The organism is Bradyrhizobium sp. 521_C7_N1_3 (genome assembly GCF_052075975.1).
GTDB classification, from domain to species: domain Bacteria; phylum Pseudomonadota; class Alphaproteobacteria; order Rhizobiales; family Xanthobacteraceae; genus Bradyrhizobium; species Bradyrhizobium japonicum.
The window spans coordinates 3,820,326-3,842,051 of record NZ_CP197232.1 but is presented as its reverse complement, the minus strand read 5'-3'; the positions used below and the strand labels follow the sequence as shown (position 1 = coordinate 3,842,051).

Annotated in this window: 19 protein-coding genes and 1 pseudogene; 8 read left to right on the top strand and 12 right to left on the bottom strand. The window is 65.4% G+C overall.

All coding sequences use genetic code 11. The features are described from left to right. Nucleotides 1-27: 27 nt before the first annotated feature. From AB7008_RS17805 to AB7008_RS17760, 10 genes are all read right to left on the bottom strand, one after another. Nucleotides 28-1,371 (bottom strand): methyl-accepting chemotaxis protein, encoded by a 1,344-nt coding sequence (locus AB7008_RS17805; protein WP_441259165.1) that lies wholly within the window; start codon nucleotides 1,369-1,371, stop codon nucleotides 28-30. Nucleotides 1,372-1,499: 128 nt separating this feature from the next. Beyond that, on the bottom strand, nucleotides 1,500-1,982 hold the full coding sequence (locus AB7008_RS17800; RefSeq protein ID WP_441259164.1) for a cytochrome c-type biogenesis protein: 483 nt from the start codon (nucleotides 1,980-1,982) through the stop codon (nucleotides 1,500-1,502). A gap of 4 nt (nucleotides 1,983-1,986) precedes the next feature. Next, nucleotides 1,987-3,966 carry a heme lyase CcmF/NrfE family subunit gene (locus AB7008_RS17795; protein WP_014496699.1) on the bottom strand — a complete coding sequence of 660 codons (1,980 nt, stop codon included), beginning with the start codon at nucleotides 3,964-3,966 and terminating at the stop codon, nucleotides 1,987-1,989. After that, the gene (ccmE, locus tag AB7008_RS17790; RefSeq protein ID WP_063984547.1) at nucleotides 3,963-4,472 is read right to left on the bottom strand and encodes a cytochrome c maturation protein CcmE; all 510 of its coding nucleotides are present in this window, start codon (nucleotides 4,470-4,472) and stop codon (nucleotides 3,963-3,965) included. Before ccmE ends, AB7008_RS17795 begins: the two co-directional genes overlap by 4 nt. Before the next feature lie 37 nt (nucleotides 4,473-4,509). Beyond that, entirely contained in the window at nucleotides 4,510-5,619 is a 1,110-nt protein-coding gene (gene ccmI / locus AB7008_RS17785) for a c-type cytochrome biogenesis protein CcmI (RefSeq protein ID WP_441259163.1), read from the bottom strand. A gap of 131 nt (nucleotides 5,620-5,750) precedes the next feature. Then, on the bottom strand, nucleotides 5,751-6,020 hold the full coding sequence (locus AB7008_RS17780; protein ID WP_028149902.1) for a hypothetical protein: 270 nt from the start codon (nucleotides 6,018-6,020) through the stop codon (nucleotides 5,751-5,753). 99 nt (nucleotides 6,021-6,119) lie between these two features. Continuing rightward, a complete protein-coding gene (locus AB7008_RS17775; protein ID WP_441259162.1) occupies nucleotides 6,120-7,523 on the bottom strand; it encodes a hypothetical protein in 1,404 nt (467 codons plus the stop codon). 160 nt (nucleotides 7,524-7,683) lie between these two features. Continuing rightward, a complete protein-coding gene (locus AB7008_RS17770) occupies nucleotides 7,684-9,060 on the bottom strand; it encodes a sensor histidine kinase (protein ID WP_014496704.1) in 1,377 nt (458 codons plus the stop codon). 92 nt (nucleotides 9,061-9,152) lie between these two features. Beyond that, entirely contained in the window at nucleotides 9,153-9,827 is a 675-nt protein-coding gene (locus AB7008_RS17765; RefSeq protein WP_441259161.1) for a response regulator transcription factor, read from the bottom strand. A gap of 232 nt (nucleotides 9,828-10,059) precedes the next feature. Beyond that, the gene (locus AB7008_RS17760) at nucleotides 10,060-10,215 is read right to left on the bottom strand and encodes a hypothetical protein (RefSeq protein ID WP_014496706.1); all 156 of its coding nucleotides are present in this window, start codon (nucleotides 10,213-10,215) and stop codon (nucleotides 10,060-10,062) included. Between the two features lie 234 nt (nucleotides 10,216-10,449). Between AB7008_RS17760 and ku the strand changes: the two genes are divergently transcribed. From ku to AB7008_RS17720, 8 genes and pseudogenes are all read left to right on the top strand, one after another. Further along, nucleotides 10,450-11,436 carry a non-homologous end joining protein Ku gene (ku, locus tag AB7008_RS17755; RefSeq protein ID WP_248882138.1) on the top strand — a complete coding sequence of 329 codons (987 nt, stop codon included), beginning with the start codon at nucleotides 10,450-10,452 and terminating at the stop codon, nucleotides 11,434-11,436. Between the two features lie 60 nt (nucleotides 11,437-11,496). Beyond that, entirely contained in the window at nucleotides 11,497-11,733 is a 237-nt protein-coding gene (locus AB7008_RS17750; protein WP_041955683.1) for a hypothetical protein, read from the top strand. 198 nt (nucleotides 11,734-11,931) lie between these two features. Beyond that, a complete protein-coding gene (locus AB7008_RS17745) occupies nucleotides 11,932-12,111 on the top strand; it encodes a hypothetical protein (RefSeq protein WP_441259160.1) in 180 nt (59 codons plus the stop codon). A 217-nt stretch (nucleotides 12,112-12,328) separates the two neighbouring features. Next, nucleotides 12,329-12,493 carry a Flp family type IVb pilin gene (locus tag AB7008_RS17740; RefSeq protein WP_014496710.1) on the top strand — a complete coding sequence of 55 codons (165 nt, stop codon included), beginning with the start codon at nucleotides 12,329-12,331 and terminating at the stop codon, nucleotides 12,491-12,493. 347 nt (nucleotides 12,494-12,840) lie between these two features. Then, the gene (locus AB7008_RS17735) at nucleotides 12,841-13,254 is read left to right on the top strand and encodes a hypothetical protein (protein ID WP_248882136.1); all 414 of its coding nucleotides are present in this window, start codon (nucleotides 12,841-12,843) and stop codon (nucleotides 13,252-13,254) included. 191 nt (nucleotides 13,255-13,445) lie between these two features. Next, nucleotides 13,446-15,089, top strand: a pseudogene (locus AB7008_RS17730) (thiamine pyrophosphate-requiring protein); the annotation flags it as partial. A gap of 95 nt (nucleotides 15,090-15,184) precedes the next feature. Further along, the gene (locus tag AB7008_RS17725) at nucleotides 15,185-17,698 is read left to right on the top strand and encodes a GAF domain-containing protein (RefSeq protein ID WP_441259159.1); all 2,514 of its coding nucleotides are present in this window, start codon (nucleotides 15,185-15,187) and stop codon (nucleotides 17,696-17,698) included. A gap of 21 nt (nucleotides 17,699-17,719) precedes the next feature. Then, on the top strand, nucleotides 17,720-19,420 hold the full coding sequence (locus AB7008_RS17720; protein ID WP_304493433.1) for an alpha/beta hydrolase: 1,701 nt from the start codon (nucleotides 17,720-17,722) through the stop codon (nucleotides 19,418-19,420). A 3-nt stretch (nucleotides 19,421-19,423) separates the two neighbouring features. On the opposite strand, the gene AB7008_RS17715 is transcribed toward AB7008_RS17720, so the two are convergent. Further along, nucleotides 19,424-21,007, bottom strand: a complete 1,584-nt coding sequence (locus tag AB7008_RS17715) for an MDR family MFS transporter (protein ID WP_041955689.1) — start codon at nucleotides 21,005-21,007, stop codon at nucleotides 19,424-19,426. A 155-nt stretch (nucleotides 21,008-21,162) separates the two neighbouring features. Beyond that, complete coding sequence (locus AB7008_RS17710; RefSeq protein WP_014496718.1) at nucleotides 21,163-21,678, bottom strand: YcgN family cysteine cluster protein; 516 nt, start codon at nucleotides 21,676-21,678, stop codon at nucleotides 21,163-21,165. Nucleotides 21,679-21,726 lie beyond the last annotated feature (48 nt).

The following is a 21,726-nucleotide window of genomic DNA, read 5'->3' as shown; positions in this document are numbered from 1 at the left end:
CGAGCGTCGAACACGCCTTTGGCGAGATCAGCTCGCCCTGACGCTGACGATGAATTCGTCGACTTCACGCTTCAGGGTTTCAGCCTGCTGCGACAGGTCGACGGCGGAATCGCGCGCTTCGGCCGCCATGCGGCCGGTCTCCGCCGACGTCGAGGTGATCTGGACGATGTGGTTGGAGACGTCCAGAGTTCCATGCGCGGCATCCTGCGCGCTGCGGGTGATGTCCTGGGTGGCGTTGCGCTGCTGGGCGGTGTCGACCTCGATGCCCGACATGATCGACGAGATCTCCGACAGCGTCTTCGAGATGCCGTCGATCGCGCCGCGCGTCTCCGCGGTGATGCCCTGGATGCTGGCGACGTGCGAGGTGATCTCCTCCGTCGCGTTGCTGGTCTGGTGCGCGAGGCTCTTCACTTCGGAGGCAACCACGGCAAAACCCTTGCCGGCGTCCCCTGCCCGCGCCGCCTCGATGGTGGCGTTGAGCGCCAGCAGGTTGGTCTGCGAGGCGATCGCCTGCACGAGCTGGACGACCTCGCCGATCTTGTCAGCGGCATCCGACAGCGTGTGGATGGTGTCGCGGCTCCTCTCGGCCTGCGTCGCCGCGCCTTCGGCACGCTGCGTCGCGTCGGTGACGCGGCGGCTGATCGTGCCGATCGAGTTCGTCATCTCCTCGGCCGAGCTCGCGACGATCTGCACGCTGGCGCTGGCCTGGTTCGCCGCGCTCGCGACCGCATAGGCCTTGGAGCTGGTGTCGTTGGCCGTCCGCGACAGCGTTTCGGCATTGCTCTTCAGGTGCACGGCCGAGGACGCCACGCTGTCGACCACGCTGGCAACGAGATCGTTGAAGCGCTTGATCCGGGCGTCCAGGAAATTCGACCGCTCGGCCTGATGCTGCGCTTCGTGCAATTGCTGCTCGGTGAGGCGCCGCCGCTCCAGGCCGTTGGTCTTGAAAACCTCCAATGCACCGGCGAGCAGGCCGATTTCGTTGGTGCCGCCGAGGCCCGGAACAGGCGTCTCGAATTTCTGATCGGCGACCTCACGCATGGCGTGCACAATCGCCGCCAGCGGATTGAGGATGCCGTTGCGCACGGCGAACCAGGTGGTGAGGCAGATCGCAACGGCGACCACCGCGATCACGCCGCAGGCGATCAGAAAATAGGAGAATGCCGCCTGCGCCTGCTGGTAGATCAGCATCGCATGCTCGCGGGCGGGGCCGCTCAGCGCGGCGAAGTCCGACGACAGGCTGGTGATCTCGTTGTTGAGGTAGAGGACCGCGACGAAGCCGGTGCCGCCGCCGATGCCCAGCAGGAACAATAATGCAGCGACCACGGCGCCGACCAGGAAGCGGATCGTCAGATTGCTGTTCGTGAACATCGGCTGAGGACTCAAAAATCTGGAATCGAATTTCGCGACAAGCTTCCAGACAAAGGTCAACAGAGCATGAAACAGTCTGCGGCAGACGGCCTACGTATCATTACGTAGGCCAGGACGACTTGAAGTCGCTAGGACGACTTCGTCTCGTCCGACATCAAGGCTGCGAGCCGTGCCTCTTCATCCGCAGTGAGCGGCGGAGCTGGCAGGTCTGCACCGCTTCGCGCGCGCCGGCGGATTTGCAGCCAGAGCGCCAGGCCGCCGCTGATCAGCAGCAGCGGCGCGAGCAGCCACAACAGCACGGTCTGCCGCTCGAAGCGCGGCTTGAGCAGCACGAACTCGCCATAGCGCGCGACCAGGAAGTCGAGCACCTGCAAATTGCTGTCGCCGGCCGCGATCCGCTCGCGCACCAGCAGCCGCAAATCGCGCGCCAGCGGTGCGTCGGAATCGTCGATCGACTGGTTCTGGCAGACCATGCAGCGCAGCTCGCGCGACAGGTCGCGCGCGCGTGCCTCCTTCGCGGGATCCGACATGATCTCGTCGGGCTGCACGGCGTGGGCGGCGGGCAAGGCCAGCAGCATGAGCGCAACGATCGTGACCATCATCCGCCGCATCGGATCACTCCGCCGGCTGAAGGCGCTGCTTGGCCCGCGCCGGCTTCGGTGCGCCGACCCGCAGGCGCCGGTCGGACAGCGACAGCATGCCGCCGAAGGCCATGAGCACCGGTCCCCACCAGATCAGCAGCACCAGCGGCTTGTGATAGATGCGCACCGCAATGGCGCCATCGGCAGTCGCGTCGCCGAGAGAAACGTAGAGTTGGCTCGCGCCGCGCGTCAGCAATGCGGCCTCGGTGGTCGAGGACCCACGCGTCGTGAAGTTGCGCTTGGACGGCGTCATGACGCTGATCTTCTCGCCGTCGCGGCTGACGTTGAACTCGGCGATCATCTCGCGGAAGTTCGGCCCCTGACGCTGGGCCAGGCCGTCGAGCTTGAGATCATAGCCGGCGACATGTGCCACGTCGTTCTGCTTCATGGTCGCGATATATTCGCTGTTCCAGGTGGTCTCGCAGACGATCCCGATCAGCGCGACGCCGAGGCCCGCATGGGCAAACGCCGCCCCCCAGGCCGAACGCGGCAGGCCGCGGGCCCGGTGCAGCGTCGTTGCGAACGGCAGGCGAAACAAGCCTGTCCGTTCGGACAGATCGGTCACGGCACCGGCGATGACGAAGACTCCGAGCCCAATTGCCAATGGCGCCAGCGCACTGCCACCACGGGTCCAGGCCCAGACGATGGCGATCACAACGAGCGCGGCAACGCCCGCCGCGAGCAGCCGCTGGGTGACGCCGAGCAGATCGCCGCGCTTCCACGCCAGCATCGGCCCGAACGGCACCACCAGCAGCAGCAGCGCGAACAGCGGAACGAAGGTGAGATTGTAGAAGGGCGCGCCAACCGACATCTTGAAGTCGAGCGCTTCCATCGCCAGCGGATAGAGCGTGCCGAACAGCACGACCGCGCAGGCGACGCTGAGCAGCAGATTGTTCAATACCAGCGCGCCCTCGCGCGAGATCGGCGCGAACAGGCCACCTTGCTTCAAGGAGGTGGCACGACCCGCAAACAGCGAGAGGCTGCCGCCGATGAACAGGCAGAGGATCAGCAGAATGAACACGCCGCGCGTCGGATCGGTGGCGAAGGCGTGCACGGAGGTGATGACGCCGGAGCGCACCAGGAAGGTGCCGAGCAGCGACAGCGAGAAGGTCAGGATCGACAGCAGGATGGTCCAGACCTTCAGCGCGTTGCGCTTCTCCATCACCAGCGCTGAATGCAGCAGCGCCGTGCCGGCGAGCCACGGCATCAGCGAGGCGTTCTCGACCGGATCCCAGAACCACCAGCCGCCCCAGCCGAGCTCGTAATAGGCCCAGTACGAGCCCATTGCGATGCCGAGCGTCAGGAAGATCCAGGCCACCAGCGTCCACGGCCGCACCCAGCGCGCCCACGCCGCATCGATCCGCCCCTCCATCAGCGCCGCGATGGCGAAGGAGAACGAGATCGAGAAGCCGACATAGCCGAGATAGAGCATCGGCGGATGCACGGCGAGGCCGATGTCCTGGAGCACCGGGTTGAGATCGCGTCCCTCGATCGGTGGATTGGCGATGCGCAGGAACGGGTTCGATGTCACCAGGATGAAGAGATAGAAGGCGCTCGCGATCCAGGCCTGCACGGCCAGCACATGCGCGCGCAGCGACAGCGGCAGATTGTTGCCGAAGGCCGCGACCATTCCGCCGAACAGCGCCAGGATCGAGACCCACAGCAGCATCGAGCCTTCATGGTTCCCCCACACGCCGGTGATCTTGTAGATCAGCGGCTTCATCGAATGGGAGTTCTCATAGACGTTGGCGACCGAGAAATCCGAGTTCACGTGCAGCATCACGAGGGCGATGAACGACGCACCGACGAACAGCAACTGCGCCAGCGCGGCGGAGCGCGCCACGTTCATCAGCGCGGCATCGCGCAAGCGTGCGCCGATCAGCGGCACGATGGACTGGATCAGCGCCAGGCCAAGGGCCAGCACCAGTGCGTAGTGTCCGGATTCCGCGATCAACGCACTGCTCCCTGCGGGTTGCCCTGCGCGGTCGTCGCCGCGGGCTTGACGCTATCAGAAGCTTTGGCGCCGTAATCGTCCTTCCAATGCCCCTGCTTCTTCAGGGCATCGGCGACTTCCTTGGGCATGTAGGTCTCGTCGTGCTTGGCGAGCACGGTGTCGGCCTTGAACACGCCGTTGGCGTCGAGCGCGCCTTCGGCGACCACGCCCTGCCCTTCACGGAACAGGTCGGGCAGGATGCCCTTGTAGGCGACCGGCAGCTTGGCGCCGCCATCGGCAACCTCGAAGGTCACGGCGAGGTTGTCGCCGCGCTGGAGCGAGCCGGGCTGCACCAGGCCGCCGAGACGAAATCGCTTGCCGGGCTCGACGTGCTTTTCGGCGACCATCGTCGGCGTCGAGAAGAACACGATGGAGTCGCGCAGAGCGTTGAGCACGAGCGCGGCCGCAAGCGCGAGCACTGCGAGGGAGCCGCCGATGATGGTCATACGTCGCTGCTTGCGCGTCATGGCGTATCCGTTCTCCGCTCTCCTCGTCCCGACATCGTCATCCGTCGAGCCCGAGAGTCCTGAGGCCTTCGTTGAGCTGGCGCAGCCGCGCGGCGTCGTTGGCGACCGCCTGTCGCGCGTCGGTCGAAGCGCCCAATGCCCTGTCACGATCGCCCATCACAAGATAGGCGCGCACCAGGCGCAGCCACCCCTCGACATCATCGCCGTTCTGCTTCAGCCGGGTGGCCAGGCGTTCGACCATGCCGCGCACCATCGCGTTGCGATCGCCCTCGTTCATGTCCTTGGAGGCTGCGACCGTCTCGTCCGACAGCGCCGGCATCGTAGCGCCACCGCCGCCGACCCGCGCCAGCGAAGTCTGCACCAGAGGACGCCACGGCGCATCCGCCGGCGCTTTCGCCAGCAGTGCGCGCCAGATGTTGGCGGCGTCGTCCTTGCGGCCATCCTGCTCGGCGGCGAGCCCGAGGAAATAGTTCGCCTTGGGATCGTCCGCGTTCAGGCCACGCGCTCGCTCGAATTCGGTCTTGGCCTCGGCGGTCACCACGCCGCCGGCAGCAGCCGCGATCGCCTCGCCGAGATCGGCCCGGCGCTCCGAACTCTCACCATTGTAGGTGAGCGAGTTGCGATAGGCGCGCACCGCATCGTCGAAGCGGCCGAGCCGCACCAGCACCGGCGCGAGCACGTTCCAGCCGCGCCCGTCGGTCGGATTCTTTTCCAGATGCTGCTCGACCTGCACGACGAGATTCTCGAGCGCCATGCCGGACCCGGCCCCGCGCTCCCGCTGCGCCAGGGGAAAGTCCTGAAGCCTGGGCGAGCCGAGCGGCATGTAGACGCCGATCGCAATGAGCGGCAGGCCGGCAAGCGCCAGCACAGCCGCCGCGCGGCGCCATTTGAGGCTCGATGTCGGTTCCGATGCAGGCTCGCTCCCGGCCGCGGCAAGCAGCCTGCGGCTGATCTCGACACGAGCGGCCTCGGCTTCCGGTGCGGCGATCAGTCCTGCCGCGAGATCACGCTCGATCTCGGCCAGCTGGTCCTTGTAGACCGCGACCTCGCTCCCCTGATTTTGCGCGCGTCCGCTGCGGCCGAGCGGCAGAAGCACGGCGAAAATCGCCGCGACCGTCATCAGCGCGAACACGAACGATAGCGTCATCTGGCAAGCTTCCGGCGGCGCGCAAACCGCGCCCATAGGTGGCTTTACACCACGGCCGGACGATGCGGCAATTGACAATTGTCAATTCGGCGCGACCGCACACAGTCCCGAAACTGTTAAAATCCAACGGCTTAACGGATCTCGAAGTCCGCGCTTTGAGCGGCGTCCTCGCCGTGCCCGTTGAAGGCCCTCAGGAAGTATGTTCCCGGCTCGATTGCTTCAGGCAATTTGATGCGCAACGCCCCGACGGGAACGGGCGATGCAACCCTGGTGACGGTCTCAGGCAGTTGCCGGCCGCTTGCCTTCTCGATCAGCACCACCTTCGCGCCAACCATCAGCCTCTGATACTTGGCAACGATGACGCGGTTTTCAATTTCGATGGAGCTGATAAGGGGTTTCATGCGCCCACAGATAGAAATTCCAAAAATTTGCACGGCGACCGTAGGGCCCGCCACCGGCACCGTCAACCACAAATTGTGATCACGAAAAAATGCGCTTGATCAGCTTGCCCGCGACGATTTGCGCTCGCCCGTGGCCGCGTTCTCCGCGGCGCGGCTCATCAGCGACGCGTAATCATCGCCGAACAGCACCTGGCAGAAGCGGATCGCAGCCTGCACCTGCTGCTGCCGATAGGTGCGGACCTTGTGATCGGCCGCGCGCAGCGACTGCACCAACTGCTCGGTCGAGCGTTCGACATATTGCTGCAGATCGGAATAGGTGCGCAGCGTCACTTCGTTGATCGCAAGTTCGCTCGCATAGTTGCGGCAGGTCGCGACGAAATCGATCAGCGCCGCGGTTTCCTCGACCTCCGTGCTGTCGATCCGCGCCCCCGGCGGAATGTCCTTCTCGGCGCGCTGGCGCAGGATGCGGCGAACCCGGCCGGGAACGCTGTCGATCTCCGATTGCAGCGCATTGGAGATGTCGGCCCGGATCGAGGTCAGCTGCTTGCCCCAGACGGAATCATTGCGCAGATCGAGCTCCGTGCGAAGACCGCGCACGCCGTCATGCAGCGCCTTGAGATTGTCGGCGACGTTCTCGAAATGGCCGCGCTTGATGTCCATGCGCAGGATCGAGGCAACGCAGGACAAATCATGCAAAGCGATCGTGACGGCCACGCCGTAGGGCGTGGCAGCGACGCGGATCTCGTCGTCGGACGCGGCAATCTTGATGGCGAGGCGGATGATCTGCCACGGCGCGGTCATCCGCTGGACGACCATCGACAGCGCGAAGGGCAGCAGCTGCGGCGTCTGGAGCGCGGGGATGTTGAGCGTGGACGTCACTGACGCGATCTGGGCTTCGCCGAAGGCACGCAGGAAGCGCGGCAGCTTCTCGTTCAGCGTGGCGATGGCTTCCCGGACCTGAAGCACCGCTCCGATCGAGTAGAGGTCCTCGATCACGTTGGGCGGGCCGACACGGGCGAGCGCGCGCGACTTGTCGCCGCCCCCGGGACCCGTCAGCCCGAAGATGGCATCCGCGGCCACCGCCTGGAGCTTCGCGGCGAGGGCTTCGACCTGCCCTGCATTGACTGAAGCCGGCATGCGCGCCAGTGCCGCCTCGAATTCGTTGACCTTGTCGGCGGCGCCATCGCGGCCGAGCCATTGCCAGATCGGATGCAGTGAGGAGCGGCGGATCTGGCCGACCCTGACAGGGGCGCCCGTCTCGACCAGAAACGGTTCCAGCACCTGGAACAACAGCCGCGACAGATCGTCCGTGCGCGGCGGCGCAGCCTCGTCGACTTCGGTCTTGCGGACGATCTTGCGCAGCTGCTCGAGCACGAGGGTTGCCACCGCCGTGTCCTGGCCGCGCTCGAGCGCGCGCTCGAACTCCCGCATCAGCAGCGCCTGCGACTGCGGCGGGAGCTGCGCGAGGTATTCCCTCAGCCGCTCGATCGATGTCTGGCTCATGCGCCCGGGTAATGCACGATAAGATGGCAGACGTGGGATGCGTCCTGCGCGATCATAGATGGGCCCACTTAAGAAGCCGTTTAGGAAGTCGCTCCGAAATAGCTCCGGTTTGGTCCGGATCGGTGCCGGACCGGTCAAATAGTCGTGCCGGAACAAAGGATTATATTCCGGGGAGGACCAGCTCCGCCCGCAGGCCGCCGGTCGGGGCGCCCGCGAGCGAGAGGCTGCCGCCATAGAGCGCGGCGAGGTCGGTCACGATGGACAGGCCGAGCCCCGAGCCGGGCTTGGACTCGTCGAGCCGCTGGCCGCGCCGGGAGACCTGGGCGCGCTCGGCCTCCGACAGGCCGCGGCCATCGTCGTCGACGATGATCCGCAGGCGCGGGCCGGCGCCCGCCTGGTGCGGCGCTTCCACCAGAACCTCGATGAAGACCTGCGAGGCCGCCCATTTGCAGGCATTGTCGACGAGATTGCCGACCATCTCCTCCAGATCTTGCCGCTCGCCGCGAAACTTTGCGGACGGATCGGCCTTGGCCTCGACCAGGATGCCGCGATCGCGATGGATCTTCTCCATGGTCCGCCGCAGCGCCTCGATGGCGGGCGCGACCTCCGTCACGGTCGCCACCACCGAGACGCGCGCCGCGATGCGCGCGCGCTCCAGATGATGGGCGACCTGGTCGCGCATCACGTCCGCCTGCTCCATCACCTTGGCCGCGAACGGATCGGCGATGTGGGCGCCGGCCTCGTTCACGATGACGGAGAGCGGCGTCTTGATCGCATGGGCGAGGTTGCCGACATGGGTGCGCGCGCGCTCGACGATCTCGCGATTGGCGTCGATCAGCGCGTTGGTCTCGCGCGCCAATGGCGCGATCTCGACCGGGAATTCACCTTCGAGCCGCTCCGCCCGGCCCGAGCGGATGTCGGCGATGGACTCGGAGATGCGCTTGAGCGGCGCGAGACCGAAGCGGACCTGGAACACCGTCGTCAGCAGCAGCACGATGCCGAGCGCGGTGAAGGTGCCGCCGAGATAGTAGTCGAAGCTCCGCGTCTCGTCGAAAATCTCGGTGTCGTCGCCGGCCACGCTGACCAGATATTTGCCGTCCGCGCCGAGATCGACCGGCCGCTCCACCATGCGGAGATTCTGTCCCTCGGGCCCGTCGACATAGGCAAGGCGAATGCCGGCGGCGGTGAGCTCGGTGCCCTGCTCCTCCAGCTTCGGCAGCTTCTTGTCCCAGAGCGAGCGCGAGGAGCGCACCTCCGGCTTCTCGGTATCGGTCCGCGTGATCTGCCAGTACCAGCCCGACAGCGGCAGCTCGAACAGGGGCTCGCCGAGCGACTGGAACTGACGGTCCGGCGGCTCATCGGGGGTCGCGACCTCGGCGATGAGGGTGCGCAGATAGAGATTGAGCCGGCGGTCGAAGGCGCGCTCGGTGGCACTCTTGTAGACCGACGACAGCACCACGCCGGTGATGGCAAGGATCACCACGAGCCACGCCGTCGCCGACAGGAACAGGCGGTTGGCAAGCGAGCTAGCGGGCATCGGAAGGATCCCGGCAGGCGCAGGGTGGCGGGGCGTCGGACGTCATGGCCGGACCAAGGCCCGTGTTCGGCCTGCCGTCAAGTCCTGACGCCTCAAGCGCCGGGAGCAGGCGGCGGGGTCAGGAGATAGCCGAGGCCGCGGACGGTCTGGATGATGTCGACGTCGAGCTTCTTGCGGATGCGGCCGACGAAAACCTCGATGGTGTTGGAGTCGCGGTCGAAGTCCTGGTCGTAGAGGTGTTCGACCAGCTCGGTGCGGGACACGACACGCCCCGAATGGTGCATCAGGTAGGCCAGAAGCCGATATTCGTGCGAGGTCATCTTGACGGGATTGCCGGCGACGCTGACCCGTCCGGTCCTGGTGTCGAGCGTGACGGGGCCGCAACTCAATTCGCTCTGGGCATGGCCGGTGGAGCGGCGCAGCAGCGCGCGGATGCGGGCCAGCACCTCCTCCAGATGGAACGGCTTCGGCACGTAATCGTCGGCGCCGGCATCGAACCCCTGGACCTTGTCGCTCCAGCGGTCGCGGGCGGTGAGGATCAGGACCGGCATGGTGCGGCCGTTGCGGCGCCAGGATTCCAGCACCGAGATGCCATCCTTCTTGGGCAGACCGATGTCGAGTACAACGGCATCGTAGGGCTCGTTGTCGCCGAGATAGTGCCCCTCCTCTCCGTCGAAGGCGCGGTCGACGACATAGCCGGCGTCCGTCAGCGCCTTGGTGAGCTGGCGATTGAGATCAGGGTCGTCCTCAACAACAAGCAGGCGCACGCTTCTCTCCAGAAATAGGCCGCATGAACACCGCTACAGATGAGCAATTCCGGCGTGAACTGAATATGAACGCGGGGAACCGACCGCGTTACTTTTTGGTCATATAGAGCTTCTCATGGGCCGACGCGACTGCGCCCGCTAGGCCACCGGACGGGCCGGCGGGCATGGCGGGCGCAATGCGGCCGCGTTGCGCGGGGAGTCGGAAGGTCCGAACCGTCCCGTCGATCGGCCGTCAGGTCCGGAAGAACACGAACCAGATGACGGCAAGGATCAGGATCGCGAGCCCGGTCGAGATGGCAAGCAGGGCGGCCACTGACGGCCCGGGCTCGCCCTGACGCGCCTCGGTGGCGGTTTCGACGATCTGATCGTGCTCTCGCGTGGTTGCCATAATGCCCTCAAGCTCTGGATGTCGGCTGCGGTGGTCGGGCCCCCTCGCAGCCCGATGTCCCGAGCCAACGCGTGATTGGATATGATGTTCCGGTTTTTGCCGCTGCATCGGGCTGCAACCGCGCTCCGGGCGGCCAGTTAACGCAGTTGCAAGATTCCGCAATCCGTCTTGCTATGATTCGTTGTTCCCCGATGGTATCCTCGTCCTCTGTCCCCGTTGCGTTTGGAGTAGCCCATGGCCCCCCGCGCCAATTGGAAGGGTTTTCTGCGTCTGTCGCTCGTGACCTGCCCGGTCGCGCTGTATCCGGCCACTTCGGATACCGAGAAGGTTTCGTTCAACCAGATCAACCGCAAGACCGGCCACCGGATCAAGTACCTCAAGGTCGACGCCGAGACCGGCGACGAGGTGACCTCCGAGGACATCGTCAAGGGCTACAAGGTCGACACCGACACCTATATCGAGGTCACCAAGGACGAGCTCGACGACATCGCGCTGGACTCCACGCACACGATCGAGATCGACGAGTTCGTGCCGAAGACCGATATCGACAGCCGCTATTTGATCCGCCCCTACTATCTCGTGCCTGACGGCAAGGTCGGCCACGACGCCTTCGCGGTGATCCGCGAGACCATCCGCAGCATGGACAAGGTCGCGATCGGTCGCGTCGTGCTGACCAACCGCGAGCACATCATCGCGCTGGAGCCGCTCGAGAGCGGCCTGATGGGCACGCTGCTGCGCTATCCCTACGAGGTCCGCAGCGAGAAGGAATATTTCGACGACATCCAGGACGTGAAGCTGACCAGGGACATGCTCGACCTCGCCAAGCACATCGTCGAGAAGAAGTCCGGCGCGTTCGAGCCCGAACTGTTCGAGGACCATTACGAGACGGCGCTGATCGACCTCATCAACAAGAAGCGCAGCGGTGCACCGATCGCGGCGAAGGCCGCGCCGAAGACCGGCGGCAACGTCATCAACCTGATGGACGCGCTGAAGAAGAGCATCGCCAGCGAGAAGGACATGGCGCCCGCGGCCAAGGCCACCAAAGAGGCCGTCAGGGAGACCGCCAAGGGCAAGAAGCCGAAGAAGCGCGTCGAGGGCCAGCGCGAGATGCTGCTGCCGATCGCCGGCAAGGGCGGCAAGACAGCAGCTGCCAAGGAAGCGCCCCCCAAAAAGGCCGACAAGCCGGTGCGCGCGCCGGCACGGGCGAAGAAGGCCGGTTAGACGCAATCCGCGGCTGCAATCGCGCCGTGATCTCTCCCCTCGCCGATCGGCCGGCCTGATATGCCCTGGTCGACGGCGTTCGACGATCCCGTTCGCGCAAGTCACAAGCGCAAGCTGCTGACCCTGCAAGACGCGGCGGACTACATCATGCAGCTGCCTGAGGACGCACAGCACGAGGTGCACTGGCAGACCGCCATCGAGACCTTGATCAACGCAGCCGAGACAGGCGGCGGCTGGGTGATGTTCGCCCGCATCGCGATGTTGCGGGCGCTGAATGCGGACGGCCGCGGCCGATGAGCACCTTGTCTGTCGTCCCTGGTTGTCATCTCTGGCAGGCATCCGTGCCGACCGTGACGAACAGGCTCAACAAACCGTTAATCGGCGCCCTCGTGTCCAGCACGACAGGGTATTCCTACGGGCGACAAAATTAACCGTTGGTTCCCCTTATGCGCAGCATGGTTCCGGCTCCGATCGAGCCAAGGTTCGCGTGCCCCCGTGCAGCAGGACGTCAGAAAGAACTACATCAGCATCGTGAACGACGCGCCTGATCACGAGCAGGCGGCGAGCACGGCGCCGCGGCCGCAGCCGGGCACGATGAAGGACTTCGTCGGCCGTCTCGCGACCGTGCTGAAGCGTCGCCTCCCCGCCACACCGGGCCCGACCATCACGCCCTGACAGACGCCGCGGCTTCCGCGTGTCCTTGCGGGTGGCTGTCGATTTGAATCCATTTGGATGGATCGATGGAACCTTAATTTAATGGATGCCATCGTATGTGACGGAGGCGCGGCCGCCCGGGCTTCATTCTTCCGTCGCGCAGAAAAATCTATTCGATCTATTTACCAGTCCGAAAACGACGCTGCCACACATTGGATCGGATGAAGAGGAGTTGGCAATGACTTTGCTTAGGTCTTTCCTTGCCGATGAGACTGGCGCAACCGCCATCGAATACGGCCTGATTGCCGCCGGCATTGCGCTGGCGATCGTGACCGTCGTGAACAACACGGGCAGCCAGCTTCTCAACAACAAGTTCAACTCGATCAGCTCGTCGCTGAAGTAAGGGCCGCCTCGTAACGGCCGCCCCGGCCTGAGGCGACGTCCCTGCACGCGCCGACCTCGGCGCGGCCGTCGGCGCATACTCCCTCCCCGATCTCGTCACTGCGAGCGATAGCGAAGCAATCCAGAGTCCTCCCGCGGAGGAATTCTGGATTACCCCGCTGCGCTCGCAATAGCGCGTGGCGCGTAATGCACTCAAAATCGTGTCCCGGACGCACCGCAACGTCCTTCAAGCAACCACATCCTCGCGCTCCCGCGTTTGACGGCCTTTTGAGTCCTGATAGTCTTCGGCCCGGCGTGGTTCGACGAGCCATGCTCAATCATTGGACCAGAGCGATTTGAAGGATGCGGATGAGAAGCGTGACGCTCTTGGCTCTCAGCCTCATGTTTGTCGGCGCCTGGCCGCATGACGGCGCGAGAGGACAGACTTCGGTCGCACCGCCGGTTTCACTTGCTCCGCCCAACGCATCGCCGCCACGCGCGAGCGCCAAAACTTCCAGAATTCCGCCGGCGACACCCGGCAGGGAGGCTGCGCCCCCTGTGATCGGCGGGCCTCCGCCGATGCCTAATCCGGCCGCCGACTACGACGGCTTCAGCGTAGGCACGGTCGACGACAATGACGCCTCGAGCCAGGTGACGCCGCCTGTGCGGTCACGCGCAGCAAAGGGCGCCAAGTCCAATCCGGATACTACCGGGCAGTCATCGGCCGATCAGGAAGATGAGGCGTTGAAACGAAAGCTGACGATCTGCAAAAACTGCAAGTAGGACGTTTGTAGCCCGGATTGCGCTTCCGCCTTCGCTCTTCGAGCTACGGCGGACAAGTCGCTCCATCCAGACTACGGCAGCGCGCTGCATGGCTGACCTACCGCGACCGTCGCCCACCTGTGCTTTACGCTCCTGCAAATTCCTGATCCTCTCTCCCCAATCGGCCGGAGCAACCGGCCAAGCCTGAGGAGAGAGACGCCATGAAGCTCGGCACCGCCATTGCGGAAATCATGAAGCGCGAGGGGATCGAGATCCTCTGCGGCTATCCGGTCAACCATCTGATCGAGCACGCGGCCAAGGCTGAAATCCGGCCGGTGATGGTGCGCCAGGAGCGCGTCGGGGTGCACATGGCGGATGCGATCTCGCGGGTGACGTCGGGGCGTTCGATCGGCGCGTTCTGCATGCAGCACGGGCCCGGCGCGGAGAACGCCATGGGCGGCGTTGCGCAATGCTACGGCGAATCCGTGCCCGTGCTGGTGCTGCCGATGGGCTATCAGCGCAGGCTTGCGCATATCGAGCCGAACTTCAATTCCAGCGAGGCGATGAAGCCGTTTTCGAAATCGTCCGAGCCGATCATTCTGGCGGCCGAGGTCACCAACATCTTCCGCCGCGCATTTACAAAACTGAAGAACGGCCGCGGCGGTCCCGTCATCGTCGAGATCCCCTCCGACATGTGGAACGAGGAGGTGCCGGAGCCGCTGAACTACACGCCGGTGCTGCGCACGCGCTACGGCGCCGATCCTGTTCATGTGAAGGAGGCAGCAGCCCTGCTCGTCAACGCGAAGCGCCCCGTGATCTATGCCGGCCAGGGCGTGCACTACGCGCAGGCCTGGCCGCAACTGAAGCGGCTCGCCGAGCGGCTCGCCATTCCCGTCACCACCAGCTTGGGGGGCAAATCATCGTTCCCGGAAACGCATCCGCTGTCGCTCGGCTCGGGCGGCCTCGCGGTGCCGCGCGCGGTCCCGAAATTCCTCGCTGAGGCCGACGTCATCTTCGGTATCGGCTGCTCGTTCACGGAAACCAGTTTCGGCGTCGCGATGCCGAAGGGCAAAACCGTCATCCACTCCACGCTCGATCCGAACCATCTCAACAAGGATGTGGAAGCCAAGGTCGGCCTCGTCGGCGATGCCGGCCTCGTGCTCGATGCGCTGCTGGAGGAGATCAGCAAGACCGTCACGGCGGATCGCGACGCATCAGCGGTCGCGGCCGAGATCGCCGCTTCGCACAAGGAATGGCTGGCGAAATGGATGCCGAAACTCACCAGCAATGACGCGCCGCTCAGCCCCTATCGCGTGCTCTGGGATCTCCAGCACACCGTCGACATCAAGAACACCATCATCACCCATGATGCCGGCAGTCCGCGCGACCAGCTCTCGCCGTTCTGGAAGGCGGTCGAGCCCCTCACCTATCTCGGCTGGGGCAAGACGACGCAGCTCGGCTACGGCCTTGGGCTGGCGATGGGCGCAAAACTCGCAAAGCCCGACAAGCTCTGCATCAATGTCTGGGGCGACGCCGCCATCGGGTTCACCGGTATGGATTTCGAGACCGCGGTGCGCGAGCGCATCCCGATCATGTCGATCCTGCTGAACAATTTCTCGATGGCGATCGAGTTGAAGGTGATGCCGATCTCGACCGAGAAATACCGCTCGACCGACATCTCCGGCGACTATGCCGCAATGGCGCGCGCCTTCGGCGGCCATGGCGAGCGGGTGACGAGGCCGGAGGACATCATCCCCGCGATCAAGCGCGGCATCCAGAAGACGAAGGAAGGCGTGCCGGTGCTGCTGGAGTTCATCACCACCAAGGAGACCGAGGTGTCGCGGCCGGGGACTTGAGCCGGCCACAAGGCTGTGGGCGCTGGCTCCGGCCGCAGGAGATGTGATAATCGGGCTTGGTACCGCGTACGTCGCGGCGCTTAGCCGGATGATCAATGACCGCGCCTCCCCAGGACAAGGCCGCCGAGCTCGAACGGCAATTGCGATCCCAAGCGGCCGAGAATGCCCGCCTGCAAGCCGAGCTTGCCATTGCGCGCGACCGCCAGAACGCCAGCATGGAGATCCTGCGCACCATCGCCAACTCCTCGGGCGATGCGGAGGGCTCGCTGCAACAGATCGCGGAAGCGACCATGCATCTGTTCGGCGCGCCGAGCGCCACCATTCACATTGCGGAAGGCGACGGGTGGTCCAGGGTGATCCGGGTCGGCGACAGCTCCATGCGCGTCGGCGCCGGCGTGCCGCTCGCCCAGCTCAAGATCGGCGGCCGCAACATGCCGGGCACCATCGTGGCCGAGAACCGGCAGGTTCATGTCCCCGATCTCGACGATGTCGATCCGGCCATCGCCGACTGGCCCGGCATGCCTCACGTTCGCGCCGCCGGCACGCGTTCGATGTCCGGCTCGCCGCTGCGGCTTGAAGGCAAGGCGATCGGCGCGTTGATCGTCTACCGCGACCGCCTCGCGCCCTTCACCGATGACGAGATGGCGCTGCAACAGAGCTTTGCCGACCAGGCCGCGATCGCGATCGAGAACGCGCGGCTGTTCAACGAGACGCGGGAATCGCTCGAACGGCAGACCGCGACCGCCGACATTCTGAAAGTGCTGGCGAGTTCGCCCTCCGACGTGCAGCCGGTGTTCGACGCCGTCGCCACCAACGCCAACCGGCTGATCGGCGGCTTCTCCACCGCGGTGCTGCGCTATGTCGACGGCGCCGCGCACCTCGTGGCATTCACGCCGGGCGATCCCGCCGGCGACCGCGTGCTCCAGGCCTCGTTCCCGGTGCCTTTCGCGCAGTTCCCGGCATACCAGCTCACGGCCCACGGTGAATCGGCGCAGCTGCCGGATACCGAGCTCGAGCCGGCGGCACGCGACATCGCGCGCGCCCGCGGCTTTCGCAGCATGCTGTTTACGCCGCTGATGAGCGAGGGCGAGGCCAAAGGCGTCATCATCGCCACGCGGCGGACCACCGGCGCGTTCGCCGAGCATCATGTGCGGCTGTTGCAGACCTTCGCCGACCAGGCGGTGATCGCGGTCAAGAATGTCAGCCTGTTCAACGCCACCCGGGAAGCGCTGGAACGGCAGACCGCGACCGCCGACATCCTCAAGGTGATCGCGGCCTCGCCGGCGGACGTCACGCCGGTGTTCCAGGCCATCTCCGACAGTGCCAAGGCGCTGGTCGGCGGACATTCCTCCACTGTCACCCGCGTCATCAACGGCATGCTGCATCTGGCCGCCTTCACCACCGACAACGAGGCCGGCAACGCGGAGCTGCGCAGCTCGTTCCCGGCGCCGCTTGCGGCATCAGGCATTCACAGCCGGGTGGCGACGAGTGGTGAATACGCCTTCCGCAGCGACATGCAGAACGAGCCCGACCTCACGGAGGCCATGCGGGAGCTGGCGCGGACGCGAGGCTATCGCAGCATCCTCGTGATTCCGATGCTGCGCGACGGGATTGCAATCGGAACCATCGGCGTGACGCGCCCCGAGGCCGGCTCCTTCCCGGACAAGGCGATCAGTCTGCTCAAGACCTTTGCCGACCAGGCCGTGATCGCGGTCGAGAACACGCGCCTGTTCAACGAGGTGCAGGACCGCACGCGGGAGCTCGCCAGATCGCTCGACGATCTGCGCGCGGCGCAAGACCGTCTGGTCCAGACCGAAAAGCTGGCCTCGCTCGGCCAGCTCACCGCCGGCATCGCGCACGAGATCAAGAACCCGCTCAACTTCGTCAACAATTTCGCCTCGCTCTCGGCCGAGCTGACCGACGAGCTGAACGAGGTGCTTGCGCCCGTCCCGCTCGCCGACGATCTGCGCGCGGAGGTCGACGAGCTGACGGGGCTGCTGAGGGACAATCTTGGAAAGGTCGTGCAGCACGGAAGGCGCGCCGATTCCATCGTCAAGAACATGCTGCTGCATTCGCGCGAGGGCGGCGGCGAGCATCGGCTGAGCGACATCAACGCGCTGGTCGAGGAGAGTCTCAACCTCGCCTATCACGGCGCGCGTGCCGAGAAGCCGCTGTTCGACGTGACGCTGAAGAGCGAGCTCGACCCGGCGGCGGGTTCGGCCGAAGTGTTTCCGCAGGAGATTTCCCGGGTGCTTTTGAACCTGATCTCGAACGGCTTCTATGCGGTGACCAGGCGCCGGATGGGCAGCGGCGCCGGCTACGAGCCAATGGTGATCGCCGCGACCCGCGACCGCGGCGACAGCATCGAGATCCGCATCCGCGACAACGGCACCGGGATTCCGGAAGACGTGAAGGCGAAGATGTTCAATCCGTTCTTCACGACCAAGCCGGCCGGCGAAGGTACCGGTCTCGGGCTGTCGATGAGCCACGACATCATCGTGAAGCAGCACGGCGGCACGATCGACGTCACGACGGAACCCGGCGTGTTCACCGAGTTCACGATCCTGTTGCCGCGAAAGAGCAGCTTTCCGGACCCGACCGGAGGATAGCGTGGCTCGCGAGGTGGCTTCATGAATCCAGCGCGGCTCATTCGGCGACAATTGCTGTCGCTGTCCGGCGTCGGCCTCGCGCTGGGTGCGCTGTTCTTCGCAGCCGCGCTGACGCCGACGCTGATCCCGCGCAGCTATCTCACGCAGGGCGCCCTCGCCGGCGGTTGCTTTGCGATCGGCTATTTCGCCGGTGTCCTGTGGCGTCGGCTGTGGCACTATCTCGAACTGCCCGAGCCTTCGGCGCGCGCAAGATCAGTTGCGAATGCGCTCGTCGCGGTCGGCTGCCTGCTCGTCGTCATCCTCGCTCTCGGGCGCACCGCCGAATGGCAGAACTCGATCCGCACCGTGATGAAGATGGCGCCGGTGGAGACGGCCCATCCGCTCAAGGTCTGCGCCATCGCCCTGATCACGTTCGTCGTGCTGCTGGCCCTGGGGCGGCTGTTCGCGCTTGTCGCCCGCTTTCTCGCCGCGCGCATACGGCGCATCATTCCGCGGAAGGTCGCGAATGTCGTCGGCGTGTTGGTCGCAGCCCTGCTGTTCTGGTCGATCGCCAGCAATGTCCTGATCCGCACGGCGTTCAATGCACTCGACTCCTCCTTCCGCGAACTCGACGCCCTGCAAGAGCCCGAGCGGCCGCAACCGGCCGCCCCCGATCGAACCGGAAGTTCTGCTTCGTTGGTGAAATGGAAGGAGCTCGGGCGCATGGGGCGCCGGTTCATTGCCTCGGGCCCGACCGCGACGGACATCAGCACCGTTACGGAACGACCCGCGCGGAATCCCGTGCGCGTCTATGTGGGGCTCGGCAGCCGCGACACCGCGCAAGCGCGCGCCAGGCTTGCGCTCGAGGAGCTCAAGCGCCAGCACGGCTTCGACCGCAAAATCCTGATCGTCATCACGCCGACCGGCACGGGCTGGATTGATCCGGCCGCGATGGATACGGTCGAATATCTCCACCATGGCGATGTCGCGAGCGTCGCGATGCAGTATTCCTATCTCAACAGCCCGCTGTCACTGCTGTTTCAGCCCGAATACGGTGCGGAAGCGTCGCGCGCGCTGTTCGCGGAGATCTACGGCTATTGGACGACGCTGCCGAAGGATAAGCGGCCGAAGCTGTATCTGCACGGACTGAGCCTCGGCGCCATGAACTCGGAGAAATCCGCGGAGCTGTTCGAGACGATCGGGGATCCCATTGCCGGCGCGCTGTGGAGTGGGCCGCCGTTCGAGAGCCACATCTGGCGCTCGGTCACCGCGAACCGCAATCTGGGATCGCCGGCCTGGCTGCCGGAATTCCGCGACAGCCGCTTCGTCCGCTTCATGAACCAGAACGGACCGACGGTGCCGCCGGATACGCCCTGGGGGCCGATGCGCGTCGTCTATCTGCAATATGCCAGCGACGCGATCACCTTCTTCGCCTACCGCGACGCCTATCAGGCGCCGGACTGGATGAATGCGCCGCGCGGACCGGACGTATCGCCGGAGCTGCGATGGTATCCTGTGGTGACGATGCTGCAGCTCGCCCTCGACATGGCGGTCGCGACCGCGACGCCGATGGGCTTTGGCCATGTCTACGCGCCCGAGCATTACGTCGATGCCTGGGTCGCGGTGACAGATGTCGGGGACTGGTCTGGCGACGCGCTGGCGAAGCTCAAGGAACAGCTTGCGGCGAAGGCGCGAAAGACGAGCGCAGGTGATGCCGACGACGATCCCGATCGCGGCGGCTAACCCCTACTCCGCCATTTCCACCTGCTGCGCGACGGAGGGGCCCGCGAGCGGCCGCTCCTCCATCATGATCAGGCAGAGCGCGGCGGTGGTCATCAGCGCGGTGGCGGCGCCGAAGACGTAGCGGAAGGCATGCCGCATGTCGTCGGCGGGAATGGCGACGGCGCCCGCGGCATGATGCTCGCCGGCCAGCGGAACGTCGGCGCCGAGCGCGATCAGCAGGATCGCCGCGAACGCCGCGACCGTGAACGAGGACATCAGCGAGCGGAAGAAGTTCATCGCGCCGGTGATGGTGCCGACTTGCGGGCGCGCGACCGAATTCTGCAGCGAGACCACGCAGACCGGGAAGGTCGTGCCGAGCCCGAGCGCGAACGCGGCCATCAGCGTCAGCAGACCCCACAGCGGCAAGGTGGTGACCGTGAGGGCGAGGCCGCACAGCGCGGCCCAGGACGTGCCGATGATGGCAACGCGCTTGTAGTGTTTTGCGCGCGCCATGGTACGGCCGGCAATCGCCGCGCCGCAGGTCGAGACCGCCGCGAGCGGAATCAATGCGAGCCCCGCCTCGCTGGCGCTGAGATGGTAGACCGACTCGTAATAGAGCGGCAGCTGCACGGTGAGGCCCGTGATCGCACCGAGCCCGCAGCCCCCGGCTGTCAAGGCGAAAGGCGCCACCGAACCCGTCAATAGCTTCAACGGCAGGAACGGCTCGTCGGCCCGCCGCGCGTGCCAGACGAAGGTGACCGCGAGCGCCACGGCGCCGCCCACCATCGCAAGCACCGTCGGCGAGAGCCACGGATAGCGCGTGCCGCCCCAGGTCAGCACCAGCATGAAGACGACCGCAGAGGCCATCAGCAGCACGCCGCCGAGCCAGTCGACCTTGCGCTTGCGGTGGAACACCGGGATCTTCTTCATCTTCGGCAGCAGCATCGCGATGGCGGCGGCCGCGAGCGGGAGATTGATCCAGAAGATCATCGACCAGTGCAGATGCTCGGCGAACACGCCGCCGATGACCGGCCCCAAAATGCCGCCGACCATCCAGACGCTGGAGAAATAGGCTTGATATTGCCCGCGCTCGCGCGGGGAGACGACGTCGGAGATCACGGTCTGCACGACAGGCATGATGCCGCCGCCGCCGAGGCCCTGAAGGCCGCGCGCCAGGATCAGCATCGGCATGCTCGGCGCGATCGCGCACAGCACGGAGCCGGCGACGAACAGGCTGAGCGAAATGATGATCATCATGCGGCGGCCGTAGATGTCGCTCAGCGTCCCGAACACCGGCGCGACCGCGGTCGAGGCGAGCAGATAGGCGGTGATGACCCAGGAGAGATTGGAGACGTCGTGAAACTGGCGCCCGATGGTCGGCAGCGCGGTCGCGACGATGGTCTGGTCGAGCGCGGCCAGGAACATCGTCAGCATTAGGCTGATCACGATGGTCCGGACCTCGTCCTGCGACAACGGCACCGGCGGCGCGAGCGAAGGCGCGTCGTCGACGCTCAAGACCTCGCTGGGAAGGCGGGACAGCTCTTCGGCAATGTCGTCAGGCAACGCCTGAATGTCGGCAGAACTGCTCTGCCGGTCGAACTTGTTCATCTCGATCGGAAGCCGTGAGGCGGCGCAACACCGCGAAGGATTCGTTCTATGGACGCAATGTAGAGAGGAAAGTTCTTCTCAGGCAGGCACCGCGGCGCATGGGTGCATCCCGCCGCGGGGTCATCGCGATGACGTGATTCGAGGTCGCAGGCGGGTCAGTCCTTCGGACGTCGCTTCAGGCGTGCCCGTTTCGGCAGCTGCGCCGGCCATTGCACGATGTGGTCCTCGAGCTCCTCGTCCGGGATCTCCTCCTCGCTGCCCTCGACCCGGCCGCGAACGGAGACGCCGGCTTCATGAACGGTGTTGGGGTCGCCCGAGACCAGCGGATGCCACCAATAGAGGTCGCGCCCTTCCGCGACCAGCTTGTAGCCGCAGCTCGGCGGCAGCCAGTTCAGGGTGCGGACATTGGCCGGGGTCAGCCGGACGCAGTCGGGAACCTTGGCGGACCGATTCGGATAGTCCTTGCAGCCGCAGGTCCCGGCATCGAGCAGCTTGCAGCCGACATGGGTGAAATAGATATCGCCGGTATCCTCATCCTCGAGCTTGTTCAGGCAGCAGCGGCCGCAGCCGTCGCACAGGCTCTCCCATTCGGCCGTCGACAGCTCTTCCAACGTCTTGGTTTTCCAGAAGAATCCTTCCTGGCCTGAAGGTCGTTTGGGAGCTGCGGTCATGCGCCTCAACAAGGGTTCGAAAGAGCTACGGCTCGTTCCATCTACGGC